The following is a 25,707-nucleotide window of genomic DNA, read 5'->3' on the forward strand; positions in this document are numbered from 1 at the left end:
TCGCTTTTACTTAAAACCGAAATACAATGAAAACGAAATTATCACTATTGCTTTTTTTCTTAGCCTTTAACCTATCAAATGTATTTTCACATGCCATATGGATTGAAACGGCATCCACAGGAAAAAAAGGTCAATCCCAGGAAGTAAAAATCTTCTTTGGAGAATACGAAGCTAACGAGCCAGATTCTACAGCAAAATGGTTCAGTAATTTAAAGGACTTTAAACTGGTGCTGATTGCACCAAACGGAACAACAAAAGAGTTAACCGCTTCGCCGGATTTATATTTCTATAAAGCGAACTTCACTCCAGATCAAAATGGCACCTATAAATTATCGGTTGTACATGAAGTAGCAGATATTTATGAAAAAGGCAAATTAATGTATTACGCCTTTGCAGACGTTGCAGTAGGTAAGGCAAAATTAAACACCGATTTTCCGACCAATGCCGCATTAACCATCAGACCGGATAAACCTGTTCTAAAAGTTGGCGAATCATCCGTGAATCAAATTATATACGACAAAAAACCTTTTGCCAAACAAAAATTAACACTGGTTAATCCTGAAAGAAAAGCTATCCCTACAGAAACTGATGCTGACGGAAAATTCATTTTTAAGCCAGAAGCAAAAGGAAACTATTTTATTGAAGCTTATACTGAAGAGAAAACTACCGGAAAGCTGAATGGAAAAGATTATGAAAAAGTTTGGCACCTGATTACCTATACTACCCAGATCAATTAAAACAAAACTACATTTAGAACCTATTGGCAACCTAATTCGCCAATAGGTTCCTTTTTATTAAAAGATTGATGGCACCAACCAAACCAGTACAGAGGAAACCAACAAAATCCCGGATTCGAAAAATCAGCGATTGGCTACACTTATGGCTTGGCATTGCATCCGGACTGGTTGTTTTTCATCTGGGCATAACCGGATGTATCTTTGCATTTCAAAAAGAGATCACTGAATTGATCCATCAGAAAGAAATTTTTGTTGATGTTCCAGCTAATAGAAAAACTGTCCCGCTCAGTGTTTTAAAACAAACGGCAGAAAAAGCTTTGGGTGGCAACAAACAAATTTCCTTTATTTCCACGTATAACGAAGCAGATCGTGCCTGGGAATTCGGTACTTATAAAGCTGGAAACCCAAAAGCATTCTGGTATTTCGATTCGATAGATTATTATAACCTGGTACTGATTAACCCCTATACCGGAAAGGTAACCTTGGTTGCAGATCATAAATATGAATTCTTTGCCGTAGTTAAAATGCTTCATTGGAGCTTTCTGATCAATCATCCTATTGGTCAGCAGATTATTGGCTGGGCAACCTTCATTTTTGTATTCTTGTTGATTTCAGGAATGGTGATGTGGTGGCCTAAAAATCTTAAAAAATCCAATTTTGATAAAAGTTTCAAAATTAAATGGCGTGCAAAGTTTAAACGGGTTAATTACGACTTACACAATGTGCTGGGTTTTTATGTGATGATTATTTGTTTAATGCTGGCCTTAACAGGAATGGTTTGGGCTTTCCAATGGTTCCAAAAAACAGTCTATGTAGTTGCCTCCAGAAGCATCACACCACCAGCACAGGCTGATGTTAAATCAGATTCTACCAAAACCATTGATGCCAATCCTTTCGACATTGCTTTTGAAAATGCAAAACAAACGTTTAAAGATTTCGATCGAATCGGCATGTCGCCGGCAGCAGGTGGAACAGCAACCATTTATGCCACAGGTTATCACGGTAATGAAACCTACTGGAATTATGATGTTTTACAGTTTGATCAGTATACTGGTAAATTATTGCATCGCAAAAAGCAAAGCGATAAAAATGCTGGCGAAGCACTCATCGGAATGAATTACGATATCCACGTGGGTGCAATACTTGGTTTACCTGGAAAAATCCTGGCCTTTTTTGCCAGTTTCATTGCTGCAAGTTTACCCATTACAGGCTTCATCATCTGGTGGGGAAAAAAGAAAAAGAAGAAAAATCCCGCTAGTGCGGATCAGTAAACCTTAACCTTAAATATAAAATGAAAATTCTGAATCTCTTAACAGTATTGATTGTACTGATAACAGTTAATGCCCATGCTCAGGATAAATTTGAGCAAGATAGAAAAGCCATTAAGTCATTAGCAGGTTTCTATAAAGTGAATTTCAACTATGCCGAAGTTACTTCTCCAAACCCTGAATATCAGTTTAGTAAGCCTTACCGCAGCCATGGAAATGAGTGGGCAGAAATCATTATTGATGAACCTAAAAGAATTGTGATTCAACATATGTTAGCCATTAACGACTCTACAGTAATTAAACACTGGCGCCAGGATTGGACATATGAAGACACCGACATTATGCTTTACACCCAGGATAATGCCTGGAAGAAAACTACTTTAACACCTGCTGAGGTGAAAGGAAAATGGACACAAAAAGTTTACCAGGTTGATGATAGTCCACGGTACCAGGGTTATGGAACCTGGAGCCATGTTGGCGGTCATGATGCCTGGCAAAGCGAAACAGATTCTCCACTTCCAAGAAGGGAATCTACCGTTCGGAATGACTATAATGTTTTAAACCGTGGCAGCAGAATTTATATTACAAAAGAGGGCTGGATGTTTGAACAAGACAATAAAAAAGTTTTGCGTTCGCCACAAGGTGATCAGTTGCTGGCTGTAGAAAAAGGATATGAAGAATTTACTAAAATCGACCCTAAGAAATTTGAATATGCCCAAAAATGGTGGGATACCCAAAAAACATATTGGGCAGATGTTCGGGACGTGTGGACGGATTTGACCAAAACCTCACCAACGGATTTCAAAGTTGAAACTAAGGTAAATGATAAATTACTTTACGAAATCCTATTTGCCTTAGGTGATCAATCGATTAAAGATAAATGGACTTCAACTCAAAATAAAGAAAAGATAAAAGTGGCATTACAACCCTATTTAGCGAAGTAGCATTGATCAATCCCTATTTATAAAAGCCATTCAATTTTGAAATTGAATGGCTTTTTGCATGGATTTTGTTTAGGAGTAAAAAAGGATATTGAAAGATTTTATCGTTTAAAATAACAACAATTTCCACTTAGCTTTACATCTCATGTTTTTTATGAAAAAAATCTTCACACTATTATTGATGCTTTGTTCCGTAACCTGCTTCGCACAGGATTCTCTCTATGTGCGTAAAATGGTTAAGACCTTAGCATCTGCTTCCTTTTGGGGTCGTGGCTACACCAAAGATGGAATGAAAAAAGCAGCAGATTTCTTATCAGCAGAATATAAAAAAATAGGGTTGTTACCTATGGAAACAGACTTTAAGCAAGAGTTTGCTTATCCTGTAAATACTTTTCCTGGTAAAATGCTGGTGGAGATTAACGGTAAAAAATTGATTCCAGGAAAGGACTTTATCATTAATAATGAAAGTCCGGGAATTAAACAAAAAGCCCGGTTGACAAAAATTGACAGTTTAAACTTCGTCGCAAATCCAAACCTGCATGTTCAATTAAAAGATAAGTTAACATGGTCTGTTGCTACAGCAGTTACGAATGAAACAACCATTGAGATCAATCGTAAAAATTTAAAAGAAATACCACGTGAAATCAGCATCGACATAGAAAACAAATTTGTAGAAAACTTCAAGGCATCTAATATTTGCGGTTGGATTAAGGGAACCAAACAACCAGATTCAATTTTACTTATCACGGCTCATTATGATCACTTAGGCGGAATGGGTGCTGAAACCTATTTCCCTGGCGCGAATGATAATGCTGCAGGTGTGGCCACTTTGTTAAGCCTGGCAAAGTATTACAAAACGCACCCTCAGCCCTACTCTATTGGGTTTATCTGTTTTGCAGGTGAAGAAGCCGGTTTGCTCGGTTCAAGATACTTCGTTGAAAATCCATTGATTCCTTTAAGCAAAATTAAGTTTCTAATTAACCTGGATTTAGTTGGAACGGGTGAAAGCGGAATGACTGTTGTAAACGCAAGTGTTTACCCAAAAGCATTTTCTTTATTAAATAAAGTTAATCAGGAACAAAAATTAATCAGTAAAATTAACTCCAGAGGGAAAGCAGCCAATAGCGATCATTATTTTTTCACCGAAAGAGGTGTTCCCGCTTTCTTTATCTACACCCAAGGTGGACCTTCTGCTTATCACGATATCTTCGACAAAGCTGAAACCTTACCACTAACTGAATACCACGATTTATTTAAGTTGATCGTTGGTTTCAATCAAAGAATCATGGAATAAGAAAATTCATACATTCAGCTTTATTTTTCCATACGATCGTTAAAATTTCGAAGACTAAATCGATCGTTATGCTAATGTTAGCTTTACCAGATACTGGTCTTCCCCATCGTCAAAAATCATTTCACAATTCCATCCAGTTTCCTTTGCAATGGCTTTGATCGTTTCTTCATCAATATAAATCCAGTTAAACCAATTGCCTTTTTCACCTTTATATTCATATCGATAGGAAACCTCACCAAAATAATGATCAAGGGGCTTAGCCTGATCTTCATACAAATACGAAATATCAGATGAATCGAAAATCACTTGTCCGCCGGGGTTGAGCAGATCTTTTATTTTGATTAGGAAATCTTTAAAGCCAGAAAGCGTTCCGGTTAAACCAATGCCATTCATCAGCATTAAAATGGTATCGAACTTTTCCTCATAAGTAAAAACATCCTGAAGCAAGGCTTTCTTTACACCACGATCTTTCATAATGCTCACACCTGCTTCGGAAATATCAATTGCCGTAACATCGATATTAAAGGCCTGCAAAAGCAAAGCATGACTGCCTACACCTGCACCAATATCCAATACTTTTCCAGTGCACATATGAAGTGCCTGCAACTCTAAAACTGGCATTTCTTCATCATCGCGAAAGAAAAATTCAAGAGGCATTTCCTCCGGTTCGCCATAAGAATTATGTAACCAAAGGGTATCGGCTTCGCCGGTTTTATAAATATCAGTAAGTGCCTGACCAAAAACATCCATGATACAAAGATAGGAAGAAAGGCGAGAAAGCTTGAAGCTAAAAGACCAAAGCAGAAAGCTTAAAGACTAAAAGTCTAAGCTAAACGACTAACGAACAGCGATTATCAACAAACCTTCAAAATCTGTGTAATCAACCTGATAATAACTCCGCTAAATCTCAAACTCCTGATGATATTCCGGAATGGCTACATGCTTAAACCCATGATCTTTTAAACGTGCTGCAAAGTGTTGTTGCACTTCATATTCTCCATGAACCAGAAACAATTGCTTCACTTTCTCAGGGTCCTGACAGGAAAGAAATTTCAATAAATCATCGTAATCGCCATGCGCACTCATTGATTTTATCGATTGAATTCCTGCCTTCACTTCGTATTTATCCTTGAAAATTTCAACGACTTTTTTCCCTGCAATTAATTGTCCGCCGAGAGAACGTGGCTCACAATAACCCACCATCAAGATGGTATTTTTCGCATTGCCAATATTATTTTTGATATGATGCTTCACACGTCCTGCATCAGCCATGCCCGAAGCAGAGATAATAACACACGGCCTAGGATCTTCATTTAAAGCTTTAGATTCTTCAATACTTTCGATAAAACGCAAGCCCTTGAAACCAAATATATCATGGTCTACCTTTAAAATTTGTTTAACACCGTTGTTATAAACTTCAGGATGGCTTCTGAGTATTTCTGTTGCTTTTGAAGATAGTGGACTATCCACATAATACGGAACATCAGGTAACATACCCTTTAATTCCAGACCATTTAAAGCATAGAGCAGTTCTTGAGTTCTTCCTACAGCGAAAGCTGGAATAATGACCTTACCTTTTTTAACCTGACAGGTATTTTGGATAATTTCCAGCAACATATGCTCAATCGGATCAAGATCTTGATGTAAAGAATCGCCATAGGTGGATTCCATTAAAATATAATCAGCCTGATCAAAATGCTGCGGACTTTTTAATAATAAATCACCATAACGGCCCACATCACCAGAAAAGGTTAAACGCGTTAATTTGCCATTTTCTTTGATGGTTAAATGAACGGCGGCACTCCCCAGGATATGACCAGCATCAGTTAAACGGAGGCTAATATTTTCATCAATTTCGAAATCTTCTTCGTAGTCTACAATCTTCATCAGGCTTAATGTTTTTGCAACATCTTCATCTGTATAAAGTGCTTCTTCCATTTCCTCCCCCTCCCGAAGATGGCGGTTAGAAAATTCAGCATCCTGCATCTGAATTTTGGCAGAATCCATCATTAAAATTCGTCCTAAATCCATTGTAGCAGCAGTACAGAAAATCTTTCCATTAAAGCCATCTGCTACCAGTTTAGGTAATAAACCACAATGATCTATATGTGCATGAGAAAGAATGACATAGGTAACTGCTTTAACATCGAAACCAAAAAAATCATTTAGCTTTTCAGTCACGTGGCCCATTCCCTGGAACAAACCACAATCTAATAATATTTGGGTATTATTATCTAATGTAATGAGGTGCTTGCTACCGGTAACAGTACGGGCAGCACCATGAAAAGCAATCTTCATTAAGGTGTAGTTAGAAATACAAAAAGAAAATGCCGGAATATCCGGCATTTTAATATTAAGCTTTTACTTCTGATATTTTATCTTTCACCTTGTCAGCTACATCTGATGCCCTATCAGCTAAACCAGCTAATTTATCTTTTGAGGCATCCAATAGATCAGCAAAAAAGTCTGATAATTTACCTTTAAGATCATTAGAAGAATCTGAAGATAATGCTAATGCGATGGTTGCACCTAATGCTGCTCCGGCTAATACGCCTACTATAAGTTTTGTCTCTTTTTTCATGGTCTTAGTTATTTATCTAGTTAAACATATTTCACCATAAGGTGTTTTATTTTTTTTATCTTACAAAAACCAATCCACAATGAAGCAAATATTTTTTATAGACCTAGACAATACCATATACTTTACTAAACCCAACGAAGAACAGTTGATGAGCGGTTTGTATCAATTTCTGGACGCACAGAATCTGGGCATTTCTGCAGCACAATATCAGGCTGCAAAAAGCGAAATGCTACGCACTCCATTTCAAAAGGTAGCAGAGAAATATGGTTTCAGGCATGAAGCCATGGAAAATATCATTGCATTTCTAAATTCCAGAGAAGTTACCAAACCATTAATACCTTCAGATGATTACCACTTTATAAAAGAATTGAAGGGTAGAAAGTTTATTGTTACAGCGGGCTTTTACAAGCAGCAAACCTCTAAAGTAAAAATGCTGGGCATCGCTGATGATTTCGAAGAAGTTTGTGTAGTTGATGTGACTGTTTCTAATAAAAAGGAGGCTTTTCAAAAACTGATCGACCAACATGAATTAAATAAAGCAGAAATTTTAATTATTGGAGATGATGCGGAATCCGAAATTAAATATGGACTTGAACTGGGGATAGAGACTTTTTTATTAGATCCCGAAAATCGATATCCGCATGCTGAAACTACTTTTAAGGGAATAGATTTGAGTAATTTGCATCAGGCTGCCGGGCAGTAGTTAAACAAAAAATCCCGGCTTTCACCGGGACTTTCCAATTTATCCTCTTCCACCTCGGGATGGTCTTCCACCACCCTCACCGCTACTTCTCTCACTACTTCCTCTTTGTTGTTGTTGCTGTGGAGCTGACTCTGTTCTTCTTTGCTCCTGTCTTTGTTGCATTTGTTGTGAACGTTGTTGTTCAACCTGCTGATTACGTTGTTGCTGCATTTGCTCATTACGCTGAGCTCTTTGTTGTTCCGCCTGCTGTGAACGTTGCTGTTCTGCCTGTTGATTACGCTGAGCCCTTTCTTGCTGCTGAGCCTGGGCCTGCTGCGAACGTTGTTGTTCTACCTGCTGATTGCGTTGCTGCTGCATTTGTTCATTACGTTGAACCCTTTGTTGTTCCACCTGTTGTGAACGTTGCTGCTGTTCCTGCTGACCGCGTTGTTGCTGAACCTGAATATCACGTTGAGCACGTTGCTGATCTACACTCATTCGGTCTTGTTGAGCACGTTGTTGGCGCATTTGATCACCTTGTGCTTGGCCTTGACCTCGGCTTATGTTTTCCTGTCCATTTCTTTGATCAATTCCATTAACATTTCCACGTCCGGTTCTGCCATTTGCATTTCTCTCATAAGCTTCGCCTCTATTAGGTTGATTGACGGTATTGCCCTGGCCAGCATCATTACCTCTGTTTGGCCTTACATTGCGATTATCATTGTTTACCCCAACACGGTTATTTCCATTTTGGTCGTTACCAGTTCCACCACGTTGGTCGCGGTTAGCAAGACCATCATTCCTTCCGCCACGACCAATCCCTGCGTTACCTTGTTCAAATCTTCTTGGTGCCGCACTGCGGTTATCTACGGCATTACGCTCAGGTCTTGGTCTGTAAATAGACACTTCCCTACCACCAATTCTACTGGCTCCTGGTCTGTTGCCTTGATTAAAACGATAAACGGTTACGTCGCGATTAGTTGCACGTCTGATATCTTCCACTCTTGGACCACCATAATAACTTCTTCTATTATAAACATAAGTGTTATTAATGATCGTAGTGTTACGGATATACACGTTGTTTCTGCCATAATCATATCTAGGAAAAGTATTAATATAGATATTGCGTTGTGGAATAAAGTTCCAGCAAAATTCTGGTACTGAATACCGACGGCCAAAGCTTAAATTAATATTAATACTAGGTGCCATTGGTGCCCAGCCGTAATAACCATCTCCACTTCTCCAATCTACCCATGCAGGCCCCCAATTGGTATCAGGCAACCAAATCCATTGGCGATAGCTGTTAATTACCCAACGACCATAGTGAAAAGGTGCCCAGCCCCAATCATAATTAGAAACCCAGGTATTACCATATTCTGTCATGGCCCAGCGCCCATTGGTATAATATGGCCGGAACTCATTTTGATCTACATCCGGACGCCATACATAACCATATTGCTGATCCTGAATCCAGGTTCCATAAGGCGTAAGCTCATCGTAAAAGGTTTGCAAAGAAACATTACCAGTGCTGTAACCATCATTCTGGTAATCATTTTGATAGTCCTGTGCCCTGACTAAGGTGGTGGTTCCGGCGAGGAGCGTGAAAAGCCCCAGCACAATCGCCGATTTTTTCAGTGTTTTCATTTGTGTGTTTATTTAATAACCTAACTCGTGTGTATCAATTAGAGCACCAAAAATGCTCAAGGTTTAATATGCTTGCATAGTTTCCCGGTTTTCTTCGAAATAGGAATATTCAAGCCATATTTAACTCTTATTTAACGTTTTAAGACTGACATAATTGTGCTGAAAACCAGTCAATTTGAAATAAAATTTGCTACACCAGTGTTTACAAAAAAGATTATACCGTTAGCATCTCAAATTTTAGAACTTAAATCCTATTTATTGTAAGTATTTTTGTGCTATGCAAAACGGCACATTATATCTTATCCCTGTTCCTCTGGCAGAAGAGGCAGCACATAAAACCTTCACCCCTTTTTTGGTTGACACCATTAACCAAATCGACACTTATATTGTTGAAAATAGTAAAACGGCCCGTCGGTTTTTAAAAGAAGCTGGCTTAAAAACGCCTCAAAAAGATTTAATCGTTCATGATTATGGAAAACATAACCGCACAGATTTAGGTCAGTTTTTTGTAGAGCTCGCCGCAGGGAAGGATGTTGGTTTGATGAGTGAAGCAGGTTGCCCAGGCATTGCAGACCCAGGTGCAGATATTGTAGCCGAAGCACATAAACGTGGGATTAAAGTGGTGCCACTGGTTGGCCCAAGTTCGATATTACTGGCATTAATGGCTTCAGGTTTTAACGGACAGAGCTTTGCTTTCTGGGGATATTTACCCATTGATAAGGAACAACGTACCAAGCGTATTAAAGATTTAGATTTATCTGCCAGCCGCTATAAACAAACGCAAATTTTTATTGAAACACCTTTTCGCAACAATCAATTATTTGAAGAAGTATTAAAAAGCTGCAAACCAAATACACAGATTTGTGTGGCCAGCAATTTAACCGCTGAGGATGAATTTATTAAAACCCAAAGTGTATACAACTGGCGGAAAGAGGAAATCGATCTTCATAAAAAGCCTACTATATTTTTATTGTATTAAATTACTAATGGTCTGTGTCACACAGACCATTTTTTTCTACCAGCTGAAGTATAGTAGTAATAAATTTAAATAACTCCTTTTACTTTTATTGTTAAATTAGCATTTAGGTAGAACAGAAAAGGGCTTAAGTTATGATGCAATTAGAATTTGCAAACAAGGCAAAAATAATATTATCACAGGATGAAAACGTAATTGGTTTGGCTGTTGCAGGCTCATGGCTCACAAATGAAATCGATGAGTTTTCCGATCTCGATTTAATCGTTGTTACCAAAGAAAAGATAACAGACGATAAGCACTTGATGCTTGATTATGCTAAAAGCTTAGGCGAATTTATATCCGGCTTTACAGGAGAACATGTTGGCGAGCCTAGAGTCTTAATTTGTTTATATGATCATCCGCTTCTTCATGTGGATATAAAATTCGTGACAATTGATGAATTTGAAACCAGAGTAGAAACGCCAACCATTCTCTTTGACAGGAATGACCAGCTAAAAAATGCACTGGAAAAATCCAAAGCAAACTTTCCCTATCCCGATTATCAATGGATTGAAGATCGCTTCTGGACCTGGATACACTATGCCCTATTAAAAATTGGCCGAGGCGAATATTTGGAAGCTTATGATTTTCTAAGTTTTTTAAGAATGGTTGTGTTTGGTCCTTTGCTTCATATTAAAAATGATAATTTACCAAGAGGTGTTAGAAAAGTTGAAAAGGATTTAGCAAAGGTTGACTTTGAAAGCTTAATCAGCACAATCCCTTTTTATGATAAAACTTCATTGTTAAACAGCTTGGAAAATGGAGTTGAACTATACAGACAACTTCGAGTAACACTATATATCAATAATGTGATCACAAACGAAGTTGCAGAGCAAAAAGTGATGAAATACTTTAATTTTATTAAAAATAAGGAATAGGTTTTCTAATTGTAAATTACAGCCTCAACCAAGGCAAAGCAATGTAAACCCAACCATAGACTTAACAATTTATATATCGATCTTGGTTAAAATTGCCAAAAGTCGTGTCAAACTGGTCGATTTTACAAAATTTTGTTCACACTTTTCAGTGGAAAACTTGATTTTAAAAATCCTTAAATTCCGCAAATCCTAATTAGCTTTGCTCCCTTGAAATTTGAAAAAAAATATGTTAGCTCATCATAAAATAATTGCTGCAGAATTAAAAATCGCAGAAAAACAAGTAACCGCTACGCTAAATTTATTGGATGAAGGTGCCACCGTCCCTTTCATTTCACGCTACAGGAAAGAATTAACAGGAAGCTTAGATGAAGTTGAAGTTGCTGCTATCCGTGACAGGGCATTACAACTACGTGATTTAGATAAGCGTCGTGAAGCGATTTTAAAATCAATGACCGAGCTTGGGAAGTTAACACCAGAATTAGAGAAAAAAATTAATGAAGCTGAAACCATTTCACTTTTAGAAGACATCTATCTTCCTTTTAAACCGAAGCGCAAAACACGTGCTTCAGTGGCCAGGGAAAAAGGGTTAGAACCTTTGGCTTTACAAATTTTCGATCAGAAACACTTCGATTTGGATGCTGAAGCCAACAAATTTATTGATGCGGAAAAGGGTGTGAATACGTTTGACGAAGCCCTGGCAGGAGCAAGAGATATTATAGCCGAAATGATTTCAGAAAATGTAGAAGCCAGAACTAAAATGCGTTCTTATTTTCAGGAAAAAGCTGTATTCAAAGCAGAGGTTATTAAAGGGAAAGAAGAGGAAGGCATTAAATACAAAGATTACTTCGAATGGAATGAACCCGTTAAAACAGCAGCCTCGCACCGGGTTTTAGCCATGCGCCGTGGAGAAAAAGAATCAATTTTAAGATTAGATGCTTTGCCTCCTGCTGAAGATGCTTTAGTTATTCTGGAGAATCAATTTATCACTGGCAACAATACTGCATCGAAACAAGTTCAACAAGCATTAGAAGATGGTTATAAAAGACTACTGGAACCTGCCATGGAAACTGAACTTCGGGTGCTTACCAAACAAAAAGCCGATGAAGAAGCGATTAAAGTTTTCGCAGAAAATGCCCGTCAGTTATTATTAGCAGCTCCAATGGGTCAAAAAAATGTATTGGCTATTGACCCTGGTTTTCGCACAGGATGTAAAGTCGTGTGTTTGGATAAACAAGGTCAGCTTTTAGAAAATACGGCCATATATCCGCACACCGGACAAGGCAATGTAAAAAATGCAGAAGCCACCATCAAACAGCTTTGCGAAAAACATCATATTGAAGCCATTGCTATCGGTAATGGAACAGCAGGTAGAGAAACAGAATCATTTATTCGGGGCTTGAATCTACCAAACCTAACCATTGTGATGGTGAACGAAAGTGGGGCATCAATCTATTCTGCATCTGAAGTGGCCAGGGAAGAATTCCCAACACAGGACATTACAGTGCGTGGAGCGGTTTCAATTGGCAGAAGATTAATGGACCCATTGGCTGAATTGGTAAAGATCGATCCAAAATCGATCGGTGTAGGCCAATATCAGCATGATGTGGATCAGAGTAAGTTGCAAGCCAGTTTAGATGATACCGTAATTAGTGCTGTAAATGCTGTTGGTGTGGAATTAAATACGGCATCAAAACAAATTTTGGCTTATGTTTCAGGCCTCGGACCAACACTGGCGCAGAATATTGTAGATTATAGGAACACCAATGGTGCTTTTAAAAATAGAGCGAGTTTGAAAAAAGTCCCTCGTTTGGGTGATAAGGCTTATGAGCAGGCAGCGGGTTTCTTACGTATTCGCAACGCGGAAAATGTTTTAGATACAAGTGGCGTACACCCCGAACGTTATGCAGTGGTTGATCGCATGGCGAAAGATCTGGGCACAACGGTTTCGGCATTAATGAAAGATCCGCAATTACAGAAACATATCAAGCCACAACAATATGTTACGGATGAAATCGGTTTACCAACGCTGAATGATATCTTAAAGGAATTGGCGAAACCTGGTCGCGACCCAAGAGAACAGTTTGAGGCTTTTAGTTTTACTGATGGTGTAAATGAAATTGCCGATTTAAGAGTGGGCATGAAGTTACCGGGAATTGTGACCAATATTACCAATTTCGGTGCCTTTGTAGATATTGGTGTCCATCAGGATGGCTTGGTGCATACCAGTCAACTGTCCAATCGTTTTGTGGCGAACCCAAATGACATTGTTAAAGTTCATCAAAAAGTAGAAGTAACCGTAATGGAAGTTGATGCTGCCCGCAAACGGATTTCCTTATCGATGAAAACGGAGGTTGGTCCGAAGTCTGGAGTTGGAAGTCCAAAGTCTAAAGACCAAAAGCCTAAACAAGATTTTAAATCTCAAACAGCAAAACCAACTTTCAAACCAAAGCAGGAAAAGAAAGATGCTGATGGAGATTTGCAGGAGAAATTAGCAAAATTAAAAGGTATGTTTAAATAATAATATCTCATTTACCGCCATTTCGACTGTAGCGCAGCGGAATGGAGAAATCTTTGTAATTGGGTCATTCTAGATCAAAGATTTCTCCACTACGGTCGAAATGACGACAACTCATCCTAGGGTTGATATTCCACCAATCATACAACAAAAACTTTACAGCTATGGCAGGTGTAGTAAAAACACCAACCATACGAAAAATAACTTAGGTGTCTTAGGTGATAAATTATAAACCCGCAAACTTATCCCGATGTTCCAACCTTGTTTTAGGTAAACTATCAGGATAGTTATTTTGAATAAATGTAATCATGGCTTCCCGCACATTACAACGTAAATCGAAGGCTCTGGAAGAATTTGAGGCACTCATTAAAAACCTGATTTCAATAGAACCATCTTTATTGGTATCGGTCACCTGTACTACATTTACCCTTTTATCCCACAGGGGATCATTATTCAACAGCCTGGTAAGTTCTTGCCGAAGTGGTTCGATTGGAATGGTATAATCCATATAAAGAAAAACCGTTCCAAGCAAATCAGCAGATACACGTGTCCAGTTTTGAAAAGGTTTTTCAATAAAGTAAGTAATGGGTAAAATCAACCTTCTCTGATCCCAGATACTCACCACAACATAAGTGAGCGTAATTTCTTCTACTCTCCCCCATTCGCCTTCTACAATTAATACGTCATCAATGCGGATTGGTTGAGTAAAGGCAATCTGGAAACCTGCCAGCAAATTTCCCAGTGATTTCTGAGCAGCAAAACCTATGATAATACCACCAATACCCACCCCGGTAAGTAAGCCTGCACCTATTTTACGCATACTTTCAAAACTCAATAAAATAATAGCAGCGGTGACGATAATGATTAGCGAAACAATAAATTTCCTGATAAATTGCAATTGAGTACGAATCTTTCTTTCCTTTAAATTATTCTCCTTGTTAAGATCATATTTCAGAAATAAAAAATCTTCAAGCACATTAATCAACCGGATAAGAATGAGCGAAAACGTTGCAGTCAGCGCTATCTCGAGCATCTTTTCAAGCGGCACCCTAACTTTAACCGACATCACCATCAAATCAAGTGAAAAATTGAGCAGTAATAAGGGTATAAATACCGCAACTGGTCTTTTAAGGTGTTTAATAGTAGATTTAATTACAATAGAATCCCACCAGCGTGAAAGTAAAATAAAAGTTTTACTGATTATGAATTTGATAATGATGCCCAATAAAATGGCAATACAACCAATAATTAAATTTTTTATTAACAAAGGAATAGGATAACCAAAAAAGTGGTCGAGATACTGCATAAGAAATTTGTTGGTTAATTTGAACCGAGGTTCTCTAACTTAACAACAAAATTTATTGATTGTTTGAATCAGCATCGTCATCGGATGCGTGAATCAGTCAGTCATCAATTCATCGGATGAATAATAGTACGTGCGCTATATTCATCCGATGAATTGATGACTGTTGTTTCTAAATCTGAGCTACAAAATCCCTTATGGCTGCACCAGGATGATCAGTTTTCATAAAGTTTTCACCAATTAAAAAGCCGTTAAAGCCAGCGCTCTTTAACTCTTTGATTATTTTTGGATCGCTAATGGCACTTTCAGAAATTTTCAAAAACTGATCAGGAATTTGGTTCACCAAATCAAAAGAGGTTTGAATGTTAACTGTAAAATCGGCAAGATTTCTGTTATTTACACCAATGGCATCCAGACCCGGACAAATACTTCTTTCCAATTCTTCAAGATTATGAACTTCCAATAGTACGTTCAATCCTAAATCATGGGCGAAATTCCCAAAATCATTAATTTGTTGAGGTGTTAAAATGGCTGCGATTAATAGAATGATATCTGCACCCCAGGCTTTTGCTTCTAAAATCTGGTATTCATCGATCATAAAATCCTTTCGTAGAATGGGAATATTATTCGCCGCTCTGGCTGCTAGGATATCATCAGTTCTACCACCGAAAAAATCTACATCAGTTAGTACAGAGAGCGCAGAAGCTCCTGCCTGATTGTATGCCTGTGTTACCTCTGCAACATCAGCTGTGCCATTAATTAAACCTTTGGATGGTGAGCGGCGCTTAAATTCCGCAATAATTCCTGTTCGATCCTCAGCCAACAAAAACTCTTTAAAAGAATATGGCGTTCTTTTAAAATGATCAGCTTTTTCCAGATCCTGTATAGATATCAGCTGCTTCGCAGCAGCAACCTCTTCTTTTTTACGTACTACGATTTTATCTAAAATATTCATTACTTCTATATTAGTCGTCATTGCGAGATGCGAAGCAATCTAACTCGCTCATGAGATTGCTTTGTACCTCGCAATAATAGATATGTTTAGCTTGTTAACCAATTTTCCATCATTTGCTTACCATGTTCAGTTAACACACTTTCCGGATGAAATTGCACGCCACGAACATCTAATGTTTCATGTCTTAACGCCATAATTTCACTTTTATGGTCTCTCGCAGTAATTTTTAAACACGACGGAAAGTTTTCTTTACTCACCACCCAACTGTGGTAGCGGCCAACATTAATCGTTTGCGGGCATTCCCAAAATAAAGGTTCATCGCCATCTACAACCGTTACAGGCGTTGCTACGCCATGCATTGGTCTACCCAAATTCAGTAACGTTCCTCCAAATGCCTCAGCAATAGCCTGCTGCCCTAAACAGACACCAAAAATACTCTTGGTGGGTGCATAAGTTTTAATTACATCGAGCAGTAAACCCGCCTCTTCAGGTATTCCCGGACCCGGTGAAAGTAAAATTTTATTGTACTTATCTACATCTGCTAAATCAAATTTATCGTTTCTCCAAACTTCGGCTTCATAACCAACTTCGTTAATTAAATGAACCAAATTGTAAGTGAAACTATCGTAGTTGTCAATTACCAGAACTTTATTATTTATTTCCATTTTCAGTATTCCAATTTTTTATTTCCTCGCTGATAAAATAATTCACCAGGTCTCTGTATACTTTTTCAATAACATCAGGATTCAAACCTTCTATTCCTGCCCAATTCCGTCTTTGTAAAAGCATATTTTTAAATCTTTCAGGAGCTTTAACAGCCTCTTCATTTAATTTAAATTTAGAAGCAGCCTTTACATATTTAAATCTTTTTCCAATCAATTGAATAACTTCCAAATCGATCGCATCAATTGCAGACCGGATCTCATCTATGTTTTGACAGCTTTCTGGTGAGTCTATCATCTTTCTCTTAGGTTAAATCCCCTCTGCCATCTGCACCGCTTTACGCAATGCTGCAATTTTATTATTAACCTCCTGCATTTCCATTTCAGGAATAGAATCAGCTACAATGCCGGCACCTGCACGGTAATGTAATTCATTGTTTTTGCTCATAAAAGTTCTGATCATGATGGCATGGTTAAAATCTTCCTTAAAGCCCATGAAGCCAATGGCACCAGCATAAAAATTCCGGCCTAATTTCTCATTTTCATCAATGAGCTGCATGGCTTTATACTTTGGTGCGCCACTTAATGTTCCGGCCGGATAAGTATCTGCAACAACCTTAAATGCACTCACATTTTCCTGCAATTGCCCGGTTACCTTACTCACCAGGTGAATTAAATGTGAATAATATTGAACTTCCTTAAATGATTTTACCTCTACACGGTTACAATGTCTGCTCAAATCGTTCCGGGCTAAATCAACCAGCATCACATGTTCGGCACTTTCTTTTGGATCCTGTTCTAATTTTCTCGCTTGTTCCGCATCTTCAATATCGTTTCCACTCCGTTTAAAGGTACCAGCAATTGGAAAAATATTTGCAGCATTATTCTTAATGGTAATTTGTGCTTCCGGCGATGAACCAAACAATTTGAAGTTACCATAATCAAAATAAAATAAATAAGGCGATGGATTTATAGAACGCAGGCAGCGGTAAACATTAAATTCATCACCAGAGAAAGCCTGCTTAAATGCACGTGAAGGAACAATCTGAAATACATCACCCCGAAAAATATGCTTTTGAAGTTTTTCAACCAAACTCATAAAGCCCTCATCAGTTAAGTTAGAAGACTCTTCACCCCTAATTTGAAACTTATATTCAGGATAATTTTTATTTTGGATGAGGTATTCCATTTTTTCCAGACCACTCTCTTCCTCTCCTTCAAAGGTATTTTTGAAGAGCGTAATCTCATTCTTAAAATGATCGATAGCAATCAGATAGCGATACAAATGATACTGCATTTCCGGAATCTCTTCTCCCTCGGGTGTTTCCGAAACAAATTTAATATCTTCAAAATGCTGCACTGCATTCCAAGTAAAATAGCCGAATAAACCACTTGAAATAAATTTAATTTCAGGCAATTCTGTTTCTTTAAATTTATCCTTAAAATCTGCTATCTCATCAATTAGATTGGTACTTTCTTTTATTTCAACGGATCCATCAGGAAAATAAGTTTCTAACCTTGATCCTTTCAGGATGATTCCAGCCACGGGATCTGCACAAACAAAACTCATAGAATTCTCCCGACTATGATAATCAGAACTTTCTAGCAATATGCTATTTGGATATACATCGCGTAAGCGCAAATAAATGCTCACAGGCGTTGTGGTATCGGCAAGCATCTTTTTGTAAGTGGTATTAATTTTATACATTTTCTATCGTCATTGTGAGGAGATATAACGAAGCAATCTCCTCTCTGTAATTTTTTTTAAAAAGTAAAAGCCCGGCGTGTGGTTCTACGCCGGGCTTTAATGGTTCTTTTAGGTTTAGGTTGATAAACTATATTTTTCTCATACGCAGCCAGCGCAATCCGTTTTCGAATTACTTTGCCAAAGCCATGTATGTATATTGCTGATCATGAGGAACAAAAATATAAAGAATTTTGAAAAAAGGAAATTTTTATGAAAATAAGTTGGAAAGAGGCAACCGCGAAGAACGCCAAGTTTAAATGTTTAACCACAGAGATCACAAAGTAAAGGCACAGAGTGCACCAAGTTTTTAATTCCGCCTCCATGTTCTCTGTGAAAATTTCTGTGTACTCGGTGGTAAAAAACCTTCGCCCACCTCGCGAAAACTTTGCTCTCTTTGCGGTTAGAAACTTAAAATAAATTAACAACCAAAAACACCTAGTTTTTTACTTCACCTCTATGTTCTCTGTGAAAACCTCAGTGTACTCGGTGGTAAAAAACCTTTGCGCCACTTTGCGAAAACTTTGCACTCTTTGCGGTTAAAACCAACTAAGAAACCCCGAAAAATGATCTGCCCGGAACACTTTTAGTCATCATTAAGATAGATACAATAATAATAACCAAAGCCAATCCAAAGAAAACAGCAATAGTACGGTGTTTGGCAACAGCATCAGCCACTTTTTTTGATTTTGAGTTACCCACTGTAATTAAAATGATAGCAATAAGCATCATAGATGTATGCTCCGCTTTGAAATATCTACCAATAGTATCACTCATGGGTAATTTCGTTAGCGGACTAAAAAAGTAAAGCACCAGTCCAATTAAAAACTGAATATGAGCACTAATTAAAGTGAATACATTCAGTTTACGATTACCTTCAGTATACGTTTTTTTACCTAGCCAGCCAGATAATGCATTGATTACAGCCACTACTAATAAAATTAATACGATGTAGCGCCATCCAGAGTGCGCAGATTTTAAGATACTATACATTTTATATCAAATATGTTTCTTCAAAAGTAGACATTAATTGTAAAATATCAGATATTCAGGATTATCAACGCTAATTTATATTAGTTTTAAACAAAATAAACCAACTAAACTATTATGAAGAAAATTTTACTCGCCATTGGGCTGGTATTTTCTACTACATTCGTATTTGCACAGCAAACCACCTTTCCTGTTAATGGTTCATATGACACCAGACCTGGAATGTTTGCCTTCACCAACGCAACAATCGTAGTTAATGCCAACCAAACTTTAACAAATGCTACACTTTTAATTAAAGGTCAAACCATTCAAGCTGTGGGTGCCGGATTATCCGTACCAAAAGGTTATGTGACCATAGATTTGAAAGGAAAATTTATCTATCCATCACTAATTGATGCCTTTTCAAGCTATGGCATTACAGAAGCACCTGCCCAGGCTCGTGGTTTCGGCGGACAGCGACAATCTATTTTTGTTTCAACTAAAAAGGGGGCTTATGGCTGGAATGAAGCCATCAGACCTGAAACTTATGTAAAAAATATCTTTACAGCTGACAGCAAAAAAGCAGATGAATTACGTAAAGTGGGCTTCGGAAGTGTTAATGTCATCAACCGTGATGGGATTGCCCGAGGTGTTTCTGCAGCAGTGACCTTAAATGAAGATGCAGACAACAGCTTAATTTTAAAAGATCAAACCGCAGCAAATTATTCTTTCAATAAAGGAACATCATCAAATGATTACCCAACATCCTTAATGGGTTCAATTGCATTATTGCGCCAAACCTATTACGATTCGCAGTGGTACAGTAAGCAAAAAGACGAGTACAATATTTCTTTAGATGAATTCGCTAAACAGCAAACACTTCCACAAATATTTGAGGTAGATGGTTGGGCAAACGTTCTCCGTGCAGATAAAATTGGAAAAGAATTTGGCAAAAAGTTTATCATCAAATCTGGTGGGGATGAGTATCAACGCATTAATGAGGTAAAAGCAACTGGGGCAAGTTTGATTATTCCATTGGCTTTCCCTAAAGCTTATGATGTGGAAGATCCGGCGGAAGCAAGAAATTTAACCTTAACACAAATGAAAGGTTGGGAATTGGCACCAACCAATCCGGCAGCCTTAGAAAAAGCAGGGATTAAATTTGCCTTAACTGCATTTGGATTAGAAAACAGCCGTGATTTCTGGGCAAATATCCGCACGGCGATAGAAAATGGACTAACCGAAAAACAAGCATTACTAGCGGTCACTACTGTTCCTGCTGAACTTTTAGGTATCGGTGATAAGGTTGGGTCGCTTGATAAAGGGAAAGTGGCTAACTTTTTAATTTCATCAGATAACCTATTCAAAAATGGTAATATCATTTTCGAAAACTGGGTGCAGGGCAAGCGTTTTATCGTTAATAAAATGGATGTAAGCGATGTTCGTGGAACCTATAATTTGAATGTTGATGGTGTGGGTGCCTTAACATTGAAAATTACCGGGACTGGTGGAGGATCAACCGCAGCCATTGAGAGAACAGGCGTAGATAGCGTAAAAACTACAGCTACTTTTACTAGAAATGGCGATTGGGTGAGCATCAATTTCAATTTAAAGAAAAATCCTAAAGGCGATGTTCGTTTAAGTGGATACATTACTTCTGCAAATCCAATTACCATTAAAGGTGAATCTGCATTGGCTGATGGATCAACAGGAAAATTTACAGCTACTTATAAAGAGCCGAACAAAGAGACTCCAAAGAAAGATGAGCCTAAACCAAGCCTTACGGTTGGTCCGGTAATTTACCCTTTTGGTGCCTTTGGTGCTACAGAATTACCTAAACAGGAAACCGTTTTAATTAAGAATGGTACGGTTTGGACGAATGAAAAAGACGGTGTTTTGCTAAATGCTGATGTGCTTTTAGAGAATGGAAAAATTAAGGCCGTAGGCAAAAACCTTTCAGCTGGTGGCGCAAAAGTAATCGATGCCACAGGCAAACACATCACTGCGGGCATTATTGATGAGCACTCACACATTGCTGGCAGCGGCGGGATTAATGAAGGTGCACAATCGGTATCTTCAGAAGTTCGCATTGCAGACATTATCAATTCTGAAGATGTGAATATTTATCGCCAATTAGCCGGTGGCGTAACCACTTCGCATATCTTGCACGGATCAGCAAATCCAGTTGGTGGTCAGTCACAATTGATTAAACTTCGCTGGGGTAAATCGCCAGAAGAATTAAAATTTGCAGGGGCTGATGGCTTCATCAAATTCGCTTTGGGTGAAAACGTAAAACAAAGCAATTTTGGTACAGGTGCCCGTTTCCCCGTAACACGAATGGGTGTAGAACAAACTTTTGTGGATGAATTTACCCGTGCGAAAGAGTATGCAAAAGCAATGTCGGTTAAAGGCAATAGCGTTCGCAAAGATTTGGAATTGGATGCAATAGTAGAAATCTTGAACAACAAACGTTTCATTACCTGTCACTCTTACGTACAAAGTGAAATCAATATGTTAATCCACGTTGCCGATAGCTTAGGATTTAAAATTAATACGTTTACGCACATTTTGGAAGGTTATAAAGTAGCCGATAAAATGAAAGCGCATGGTATTGCTGGCTCCACCTTCTCAGATTGGTGGGCTTATAAAAATGAGGTTGCAGAAGCCATTCCTTACAACGGAAAAATTATGCATAATGTTGGTGTAACTACCGCTTTCAACTCTGATGATGCAGAGATGGCACGTCACTTAAACCAGGAAGCTGGAAAATCAGTTTTATACGGTAACGTTCCTGAAGAAGATGCATTGAAATTTGTGACCTTGAACCCGGCAAAAATGCTTCACATTGATGATCAAGTAGGCAGTTTAAAAGCTGGTAAAGATGCCGATGTGGTGATCTGGACGGCTAACCCACTTTCTATTTATGCCAAGGCAGAAAAAACCTTTGTAGATGGAATTGCCTACTGGGACATTGAAAAAGATGCACAGATCATTAAATCTCAACAATCTGAAAAAGCACGTTTAATCCAGAAAATGCTGGAAAGTAAAAGTAAAGGCGGAAAAATGCAACGTCCGGCAGGCGATGCCCCACGCTTATACAATTGCGAAACATTAGAAAATTATTCAGCAGAACTAAACGAGAACGAACATGCACACTAATATAAAAACCTATTTAATGAGTCTGGCTTTTTCGGCAACAAGCCTAACATGTTTTGCTCAGGCAAACATTTCGCCAGCAAAAAAGCAAAGTAAAACCATCGCCATTTCAGGCGCAACGGTACATGTTGGTAATGGTACAGTTATTGAAAATGGAACCATCATTTTTAGTAATGGAAAAATTGTTTCTGTTACTGCCAACGGGCAAGTACCACAAGGTGATGTAACCCAAATTTCTGCTACAGGAAAACACGTATACCCGGGTTTTATTGCAGCTACCACTAACTTAGGTTTAGCAGAAACAGAATCTATCAAGGCAACTTTAGATTTCCAGGAAATAGGCGATTTCAACTCACACATCCGCTCTATTGTGGCATACAATACCGATTCTAAAGTACCTGCAACTTTAAGAAGCAACGGTGTTTTAATGGCACAACCTACTCCCCAAGGCGGGATCATTTCTGGAAGTTCATCCGTAGTACAGTTGGATGCCTGGAACTGGGAAGATGCAGCGTTAAGAAAGGATGATGCCATGCACATGACTTGGCCAGTTACGCCACGTTTCAGAGGTGGTTTTGGTGGCTTCGGCAGACCGCAAATGTCGCCAGAAGCACTGGCAGAAAGAACGGCAAATTCCATTAATCAGTTAAATTCTTTCTTCGCTGAAGCAAAGGCTTATGCAGACATGGGTAAACCAGAAGTGATTAATACACGTTTCGAAGCCATGAAAAGGGTTTTTTCTGGTGAAGAAAAATTATTTATCACGGCTGATAGTCAGAAGGATATTGTAGCGGCAGTAAACTTTGCAAAGAAATACGGCATTACACCTGTAATCACAGGTGCTGATGAAGCATATCTGGTGATCGACTTTTTAAAAGAAAACAACATCAGTTTAGTGGTGAAACAACCTCATGCCCTACCAAACAACAATGATGATGATGTAAACATGCCTTATAAAAATGCAGCCATTTTGGCTAACGCAGGTTTAAATGTAGCCTTAAGCATCGATGGTTACTGGCAACAACGCAACTTACCTTTCATGGCTGGTACGGTTACCGCCTGGGGACTGGATAAAGAAAAAGCACTTTCAACCATTACTTTGAACGCCGCAAAAGTAATGGGGGTTGATAAAACCACTGGAAGTATCGAAACAGGAAAAGATGCCACTTTCTTCATTTCTGCTGGCGATGCTTTGGATATGAGAACGAACAAAGTAGAACAAGCTTTTATTCAGGGCAGAGATATTAATCTGGATAATTTGCACAAGCAACTGGATAAGAAGTTTAGCGATAAGTATACTGCTGAAAAGAAATAGATCGGCTAAATTATTAAATGCCTAAAAGTAAAACGGCCGGTAATGAATACCGGCCGTTTTCGCTTAATAAAAAACCTATTATTTACTTAATTGTAAACCTTGAATGTTTAGTACGGTATCGTTTGATAAACAATTATGCCATTAGTAAAGGTTATTTTTATTCCTAATAAGATAACACTCGAATTCCAGGTAGTAATCTGTTTTGCAGCCGACTGAAATTGAGCGAGTGGTAAAAATTCTGAATTACTTATTGTACATGGACAGCCATTTTTCCCTGCATTTTCCATGATATCGATCATTTCAATGCTTGCCACTTCATTGGCCAAAGCAGGATTAATTACAAAATTAGAATTTGTAATATAATTTGGTGCCAGAGATATACTTCTTGTCTGTCCATCATACACTTCACCCGGATAACCGTACTCATCAGTAACCCAGGTATAAAGCATTTGTTCGTCGTCAGAAATGCTCGAAATATTACCAATACCAAATACGCCCCATGTTATATCTTGAACTGCTCTATAAGCAATTGAATTAGCCTGAGGTTTTAAATAAACACTAAAAGAAGTTTTTGGTGAGTTTAATTTAATAAACCCCGTTTGATTGATCGTTCCCTTTAATTTTATATTGTACGGAACACCGGCAGAACCACCAGAAAATCCGGAAGCAATCTTCAATATCGTTTTAAGCAGAAGTCCTGAGCCACCACTAACAATATCATCTATATTAGCTTTAGGTATGGCTAAAACTTTAGAAAGCCCTTCATTTGTACTGGTAACAAAATTGGATAAATTATTTATTCTTCCCACAACATCCGGTCCGCCAGCTTGAGGCTGTGCAGTTCCATCCAATTGTATATTTCCATTTACTACTACATCCGATTGTGCAACTTCAGATACACTGATATTGAATGAAGTGTTATTATCAATTGTTTGGCTATACTTTTTAACATCAAAATCTGCAATCATCCACTCTTGTACACCAGCAAATGTTACCGCCGTTTGTTTGTAATCACTATTTTTTGTATTTACGTACGGATAGGATATATTGTATGGAGGGATTGTAGGGCTATATTCTACCAGATCAGGATATGATGAGTTAGTAGCATAACTCAAAGTAATCTGTTGATACGAAGACAGAACATCGTATGTTCTAAGTACACAAACCCTCAAAACACCCCTATATTTGTTATAAAGCAATAAAAAGGGATAGGCATTAGCTTCAGTCGGCGTACCAAAATCTCGTGAGACTAACATCCAACCATTTGCAGGATACATATCTGCTTTTGAAACATCAACATTACCATAGACTTTTTGAGCACCGTCGATAAAAGGATTTAATGTTGTGACACTACCAACAGAACCATCAGCATTATTAAAATATGCTGTCCAGCTGTGCTGGGTCCAATCCCAGGATGCATCTAAATTAGGATCACCAGCATGTAGCGGTCTTGAACTCTTTAACTTCGAATTTGATCTCGAAAAAAGTGCTGTTTCTTTCACTTCGTGCTGATCTTTCTTGCAGGCAGAGATAATCACTACCAATAGTAATAATAGTGTATTAATTTTTTTCATAGCTGTTTTTTCATAAAAAGACAGCTTTTATATTAAGTATATGTAATATAAAAATTATGATAAAGTAAAAATTCTCCTATATACTGATGTATCACCAACCGAAATATTAGAAGTTTAGCGATAAGTATACTGCTGAGATGAAGTAATATGCATTTAATTGATGAAACCTTTTTGTACACTGGTCATGAACGATCGTCACCCTGAATTTATTTCAGGGCCTTATTAAAAAAACATCTTATATAAGTCGCAACAAAAAGATGCTGAAATAAATTCAGCATGACGGCATTGCTAACAAAGCAGCTAACATTAGTTTATTGGCTGCTTTTTGTTTCAAAAAGATGATAACTATTGCTGAAGTATTTATCCCGTAGATTCAGGAGATTTCCGCAGAAGCAAGTAGCAAAATCTGCGAAATTTGTTTTGATCTGCGGGACAAAGCCTTGCATTATGTTAAGTCATTTTCCTATCGGTTCG

21 protein-coding genes are annotated in these 25,707 nt (G+C 38.1%); 10 read left to right on the forward strand and 11 right to left on the reverse strand.

Translation table 11 applies throughout. The features are described from left to right. The first annotated feature begins 26 nt into the window (after positions 1-26). The 4 genes from EV200_RS07070 to EV200_RS07085 all read left to right on the forward strand — a co-directional run bounded on the left by EV200_RS07070 (position 27) and on the right by EV200_RS07085 (position 4,240). Positions 27-737 (forward strand): DUF4198 domain-containing protein, encoded by a 711-nt coding sequence (locus EV200_RS07070; RefSeq protein WP_132530518.1) that lies wholly within the window; start codon positions 27-29, stop codon positions 735-737. 68 nt (positions 738-805) lie between these two features. Beyond that, positions 806-2,008 (forward strand): PepSY-associated TM helix domain-containing protein, encoded by a 1,203-nt coding sequence (locus EV200_RS07075; protein WP_132530520.1) that lies wholly within the window; start codon positions 806-808, stop codon positions 2,006-2,008. A gap of 20 nt (positions 2,009-2,028) precedes the next feature. Further along, positions 2,029-2,949 (forward strand): DUF6607 family protein, encoded by a 921-nt coding sequence (locus EV200_RS07080; protein WP_132530522.1) that lies wholly within the window; start codon positions 2,029-2,031, stop codon positions 2,947-2,949. 151 nt (positions 2,950-3,100) lie between these two features. Beyond that, positions 3,101-4,240 carry a M28 family metallopeptidase gene (locus EV200_RS07085; RefSeq protein WP_132530524.1) on the forward strand — a complete coding sequence of 380 codons (1,140 nt, stop codon included), beginning with the start codon at positions 3,101-3,103 and terminating at the stop codon, positions 4,238-4,240. A gap of 66 nt (positions 4,241-4,306) precedes the next feature. Here the strand turns inward: EV200_RS07085 and EV200_RS07090 are convergent, their stop codons facing one another. From EV200_RS07090 to EV200_RS07100, 3 genes are all read right to left on the reverse strand, one after another. After that, entirely contained in the window at positions 4,307-4,990 is a 684-nt protein-coding gene (locus EV200_RS07090) for a class I SAM-dependent methyltransferase (protein WP_132530526.1), read from the reverse strand. Positions 4,991-5,140: 150 nt separating this feature from the next. After that, on the reverse strand, positions 5,141-6,538 hold the full coding sequence (locus EV200_RS07095; protein ID WP_132530528.1) for an MBL fold metallo-hydrolase RNA specificity domain-containing protein: 1,398 nt from the start codon (positions 6,536-6,538) through the stop codon (positions 5,141-5,143). A 55-nt stretch (positions 6,539-6,593) separates the two neighbouring features. Beyond that, the gene (locus EV200_RS07100; RefSeq protein ID WP_132530530.1) at positions 6,594-6,821 is read right to left on the reverse strand and encodes a YtxH domain-containing protein; all 228 of its coding nucleotides are present in this window, start codon (positions 6,819-6,821) and stop codon (positions 6,594-6,596) included. A 79-nt stretch (positions 6,822-6,900) separates the two neighbouring features. Here EV200_RS07100 and EV200_RS07105 point away from each other — a divergent pair, with 79 nt between their 5' ends. Continuing rightward, entirely contained in the window at positions 6,901-7,524 is a 624-nt protein-coding gene (locus EV200_RS07105) for an HAD family hydrolase (RefSeq protein ID WP_132530532.1), read from the forward strand. A gap of 39 nt (positions 7,525-7,563) precedes the next feature. On the opposite strand, the gene EV200_RS07110 is transcribed toward EV200_RS07105, so the two are convergent. Continuing rightward, positions 7,564-9,147, reverse strand: coding sequence for a DUF6600 domain-containing protein (locus tag EV200_RS07110; RefSeq protein WP_132530534.1), 1,584 nt, complete (start codon positions 9,145-9,147; stop codon positions 7,564-7,566). A gap of 277 nt (positions 9,148-9,424) precedes the next feature. On the opposite strand from EV200_RS07110, the gene EV200_RS07115 reads away from it, so the two are divergent. From EV200_RS07115 to EV200_RS07125, 3 genes are all read left to right on the forward strand, one after another. Continuing rightward, the gene (locus EV200_RS07115) at positions 9,425-10,126 is read left to right on the forward strand and encodes an SAM-dependent methyltransferase (protein ID WP_132530536.1); all 702 of its coding nucleotides are present in this window, start codon (positions 9,425-9,427) and stop codon (positions 10,124-10,126) included. A 131-nt stretch (positions 10,127-10,257) separates the two neighbouring features. Further along, positions 10,258-11,040 carry a nucleotidyltransferase domain-containing protein gene (locus tag EV200_RS07120; protein WP_132530538.1) on the forward strand — a complete coding sequence of 261 codons (783 nt, stop codon included), beginning with the start codon at positions 10,258-10,260 and terminating at the stop codon, positions 11,038-11,040. A 226-nt stretch (positions 11,041-11,266) separates the two neighbouring features. Next, a complete protein-coding gene (locus EV200_RS07125; RefSeq protein WP_132530540.1) occupies positions 11,267-13,558 on the forward strand; it encodes a Tex family protein in 2,292 nt (763 codons plus the stop codon). A 223-nt stretch (positions 13,559-13,781) separates the two neighbouring features. Here the strand turns inward: EV200_RS07125 and EV200_RS07130 are convergent, their stop codons facing one another. From EV200_RS07130 to EV200_RS07155, 6 genes are all read right to left on the reverse strand, one after another. Continuing rightward, positions 13,782-14,861 carry a mechanosensitive ion channel family protein gene (locus tag EV200_RS07130; protein WP_132530542.1) on the reverse strand — a complete coding sequence of 360 codons (1,080 nt, stop codon included), beginning with the start codon at positions 14,859-14,861 and terminating at the stop codon, positions 13,782-13,784. A gap of 169 nt (positions 14,862-15,030) precedes the next feature. Then, positions 15,031-15,813, reverse strand: a complete 783-nt coding sequence (gene trpC, locus EV200_RS07135) for an indole-3-glycerol phosphate synthase TrpC (protein ID WP_132530544.1) — start codon at positions 15,811-15,813, stop codon at positions 15,031-15,033. Positions 15,814-15,899: 86 nt separating this feature from the next. Then, entirely contained in the window at positions 15,900-16,478 is a 579-nt protein-coding gene (locus EV200_RS07140; RefSeq protein WP_188754106.1) for an anthranilate synthase component II, read from the reverse strand. Further along, positions 16,465-16,773, reverse strand: a complete 309-nt coding sequence (locus EV200_RS07145) for an isochorismate lyase (RefSeq protein WP_132530546.1) — start codon at positions 16,771-16,773, stop codon at positions 16,465-16,467. The genes EV200_RS07140 and EV200_RS07145 overlap by 14 nt, the downstream gene beginning before the upstream one ends. A 12-nt stretch (positions 16,774-16,785) precedes the next feature. Further along, positions 16,786-18,183: an anthranilate synthase component I family protein gene (locus EV200_RS07150; protein ID WP_132530548.1), complete on the reverse strand. Its 1,398-nt coding sequence runs from the start codon at positions 18,181-18,183 to the stop codon at positions 16,786-16,788. 585 nt (positions 18,184-18,768) lie between these two features. Next, positions 18,769-19,212: a cytochrome B gene (locus tag EV200_RS07155; RefSeq protein WP_132530550.1), complete on the reverse strand. Its 444-nt coding sequence runs from the start codon at positions 19,210-19,212 to the stop codon at positions 18,769-18,771. Positions 19,213-19,326: 114 nt separating this feature from the next. On the opposite strand from EV200_RS07155, the gene EV200_RS07160 reads away from it, so the two are divergent. Continuing rightward, positions 19,327-22,347 (forward strand): amidohydrolase family protein, encoded by a 3,021-nt coding sequence (locus EV200_RS07160; protein ID WP_132530552.1) that lies wholly within the window; start codon positions 19,327-19,329, stop codon positions 22,345-22,347. Next, positions 22,337-23,659, forward strand: a complete 1,323-nt coding sequence (locus tag EV200_RS07165; protein ID WP_229676793.1) for an amidohydrolase family protein — start codon at positions 22,337-22,339, stop codon at positions 23,657-23,659. Before EV200_RS07160 ends, EV200_RS07165 begins: the two co-directional genes overlap by 11 nt. Positions 23,660-23,766: 107 nt before the next feature. Here EV200_RS07165 and EV200_RS07170 read toward each other — a convergent pair whose 3' ends face one another. Further along, on the reverse strand, positions 23,767-25,233 hold the full coding sequence (locus EV200_RS07170) for a hypothetical protein (protein WP_132530554.1): 1,467 nt from the start codon (positions 25,231-25,233) through the stop codon (positions 23,767-23,769). Positions 25,234-25,707 lie beyond the last annotated feature (474 nt).

This window comes from Pedobacter psychrotolerans, assembly GCF_004340665.1.
Classification (GTDB): Bacteria; Bacteroidota; Bacteroidia; order Sphingobacteriales; family Sphingobacteriaceae; genus Pedobacter; species Pedobacter psychrotolerans.

What these genes read in the sequence shown, in the direction of transcription:
- EV200_RS07070 (WP_132530518.1), top strand. Translation starts at nt 27, where the DNA reads ATGAAAACGAAATTATCACTATTGCTTTTTTTCTTAGCCTTTAACCTA.
- EV200_RS07075 (WP_132530520.1), top strand. Translation starts at nt 806, where the DNA reads ATGGCACCAACCAAACCAGTACAGAGGAAACCAACAAAATCCCGGATT.
- EV200_RS07080 (WP_132530522.1), top strand. Translation starts at nt 2,029, where the DNA reads ATGAAAATTCTGAATCTCTTAACAGTATTGATTGTACTGATAACAGTT.
- EV200_RS07085 (WP_132530524.1), top strand. Translation starts at nt 3,101, where the DNA reads ATGAAAAAAATCTTCACACTATTATTGATGCTTTGTTCCGTAACCTGC.
- EV200_RS07090 (WP_132530526.1), bottom strand. Translation starts at nt 4,990, where the DNA reads ATGGATGTTTTTGGTCAGGCACTTACTGATATTTATAAAACCGGCGAA.
- EV200_RS07095 (WP_132530528.1), bottom strand. Translation starts at nt 6,538, where the DNA reads ATGAAGATTGCTTTTCATGGTGCTGCCCGTACTGTTACCGGTAGCAAG.
- EV200_RS07100 (WP_132530530.1), bottom strand. Translation starts at nt 6,821, where the DNA reads ATGAAAAAAGAGACAAAACTTATAGTAGGCGTATTAGCCGGAGCAGCA.
- EV200_RS07105 (WP_132530532.1), top strand. Translation starts at nt 6,901, where the DNA reads ATGAAGCAAATATTTTTTATAGACCTAGACAATACCATATACTTTACT.
- EV200_RS07110 (WP_132530534.1), bottom strand. Translation starts at nt 9,147, where the DNA reads ATGAAAACACTGAAAAAATCGGCGATTGTGCTGGGGCTTTTCACGCTC.
- EV200_RS07115 (WP_132530536.1), top strand. Translation starts at nt 9,425, where the DNA reads ATGCAAAACGGCACATTATATCTTATCCCTGTTCCTCTGGCAGAAGAG.
- EV200_RS07120 (WP_132530538.1), top strand. Translation starts at nt 10,258, where the DNA reads ATGATGCAATTAGAATTTGCAAACAAGGCAAAAATAATATTATCACAG.
- EV200_RS07125 (WP_132530540.1), top strand. Translation starts at nt 11,267, where the DNA reads ATGTTAGCTCATCATAAAATAATTGCTGCAGAATTAAAAATCGCAGAA.
- EV200_RS07130 (WP_132530542.1), bottom strand. Translation starts at nt 14,861, where the DNA reads ATGCAGTATCTCGACCACTTTTTTGGTTATCCTATTCCTTTGTTAATA.
- trpC (WP_132530544.1), bottom strand. Translation starts at nt 15,813, where the DNA reads ATGAATATTTTAGATAAAATCGTAGTACGTAAAAAAGAAGAGGTTGCT.
- EV200_RS07140 (WP_188754106.1), bottom strand. Translation starts at nt 16,478, where the DNA reads ATGGAAATAAATAATAAAGTTCTGGTAATTGACAACTACGATAGTTTC.
- EV200_RS07145 (WP_132530546.1), bottom strand. Translation starts at nt 16,773, where the DNA reads ATGATAGACTCACCAGAAAGCTGTCAAAACATAGATGAGATCCGGTCT.
- EV200_RS07150 (WP_132530548.1), bottom strand. Translation starts at nt 18,183, where the DNA reads ATGTATAAAATTAATACCACTTACAAAAAGATGCTTGCCGATACCACA.
- EV200_RS07155 (WP_132530550.1), bottom strand. Translation starts at nt 19,212, where the DNA reads ATGTATAGTATCTTAAAATCTGCGCACTCTGGATGGCGCTACATCGTA.
- EV200_RS07160 (WP_132530552.1), top strand. Translation starts at nt 19,327, where the DNA reads ATGAAGAAAATTTTACTCGCCATTGGGCTGGTATTTTCTACTACATTC.
- EV200_RS07165 (WP_229676793.1), top strand. Translation starts at nt 22,337, where the DNA reads ATGCACACTAATATAAAAACCTATTTAATGAGTCTGGCTTTTTCGGCA.
- EV200_RS07170 (WP_132530554.1), bottom strand. Translation starts at nt 25,233, where the DNA reads ATGAAAAAAATTAATACACTATTATTACTATTGGTAGTGATTATCTCT.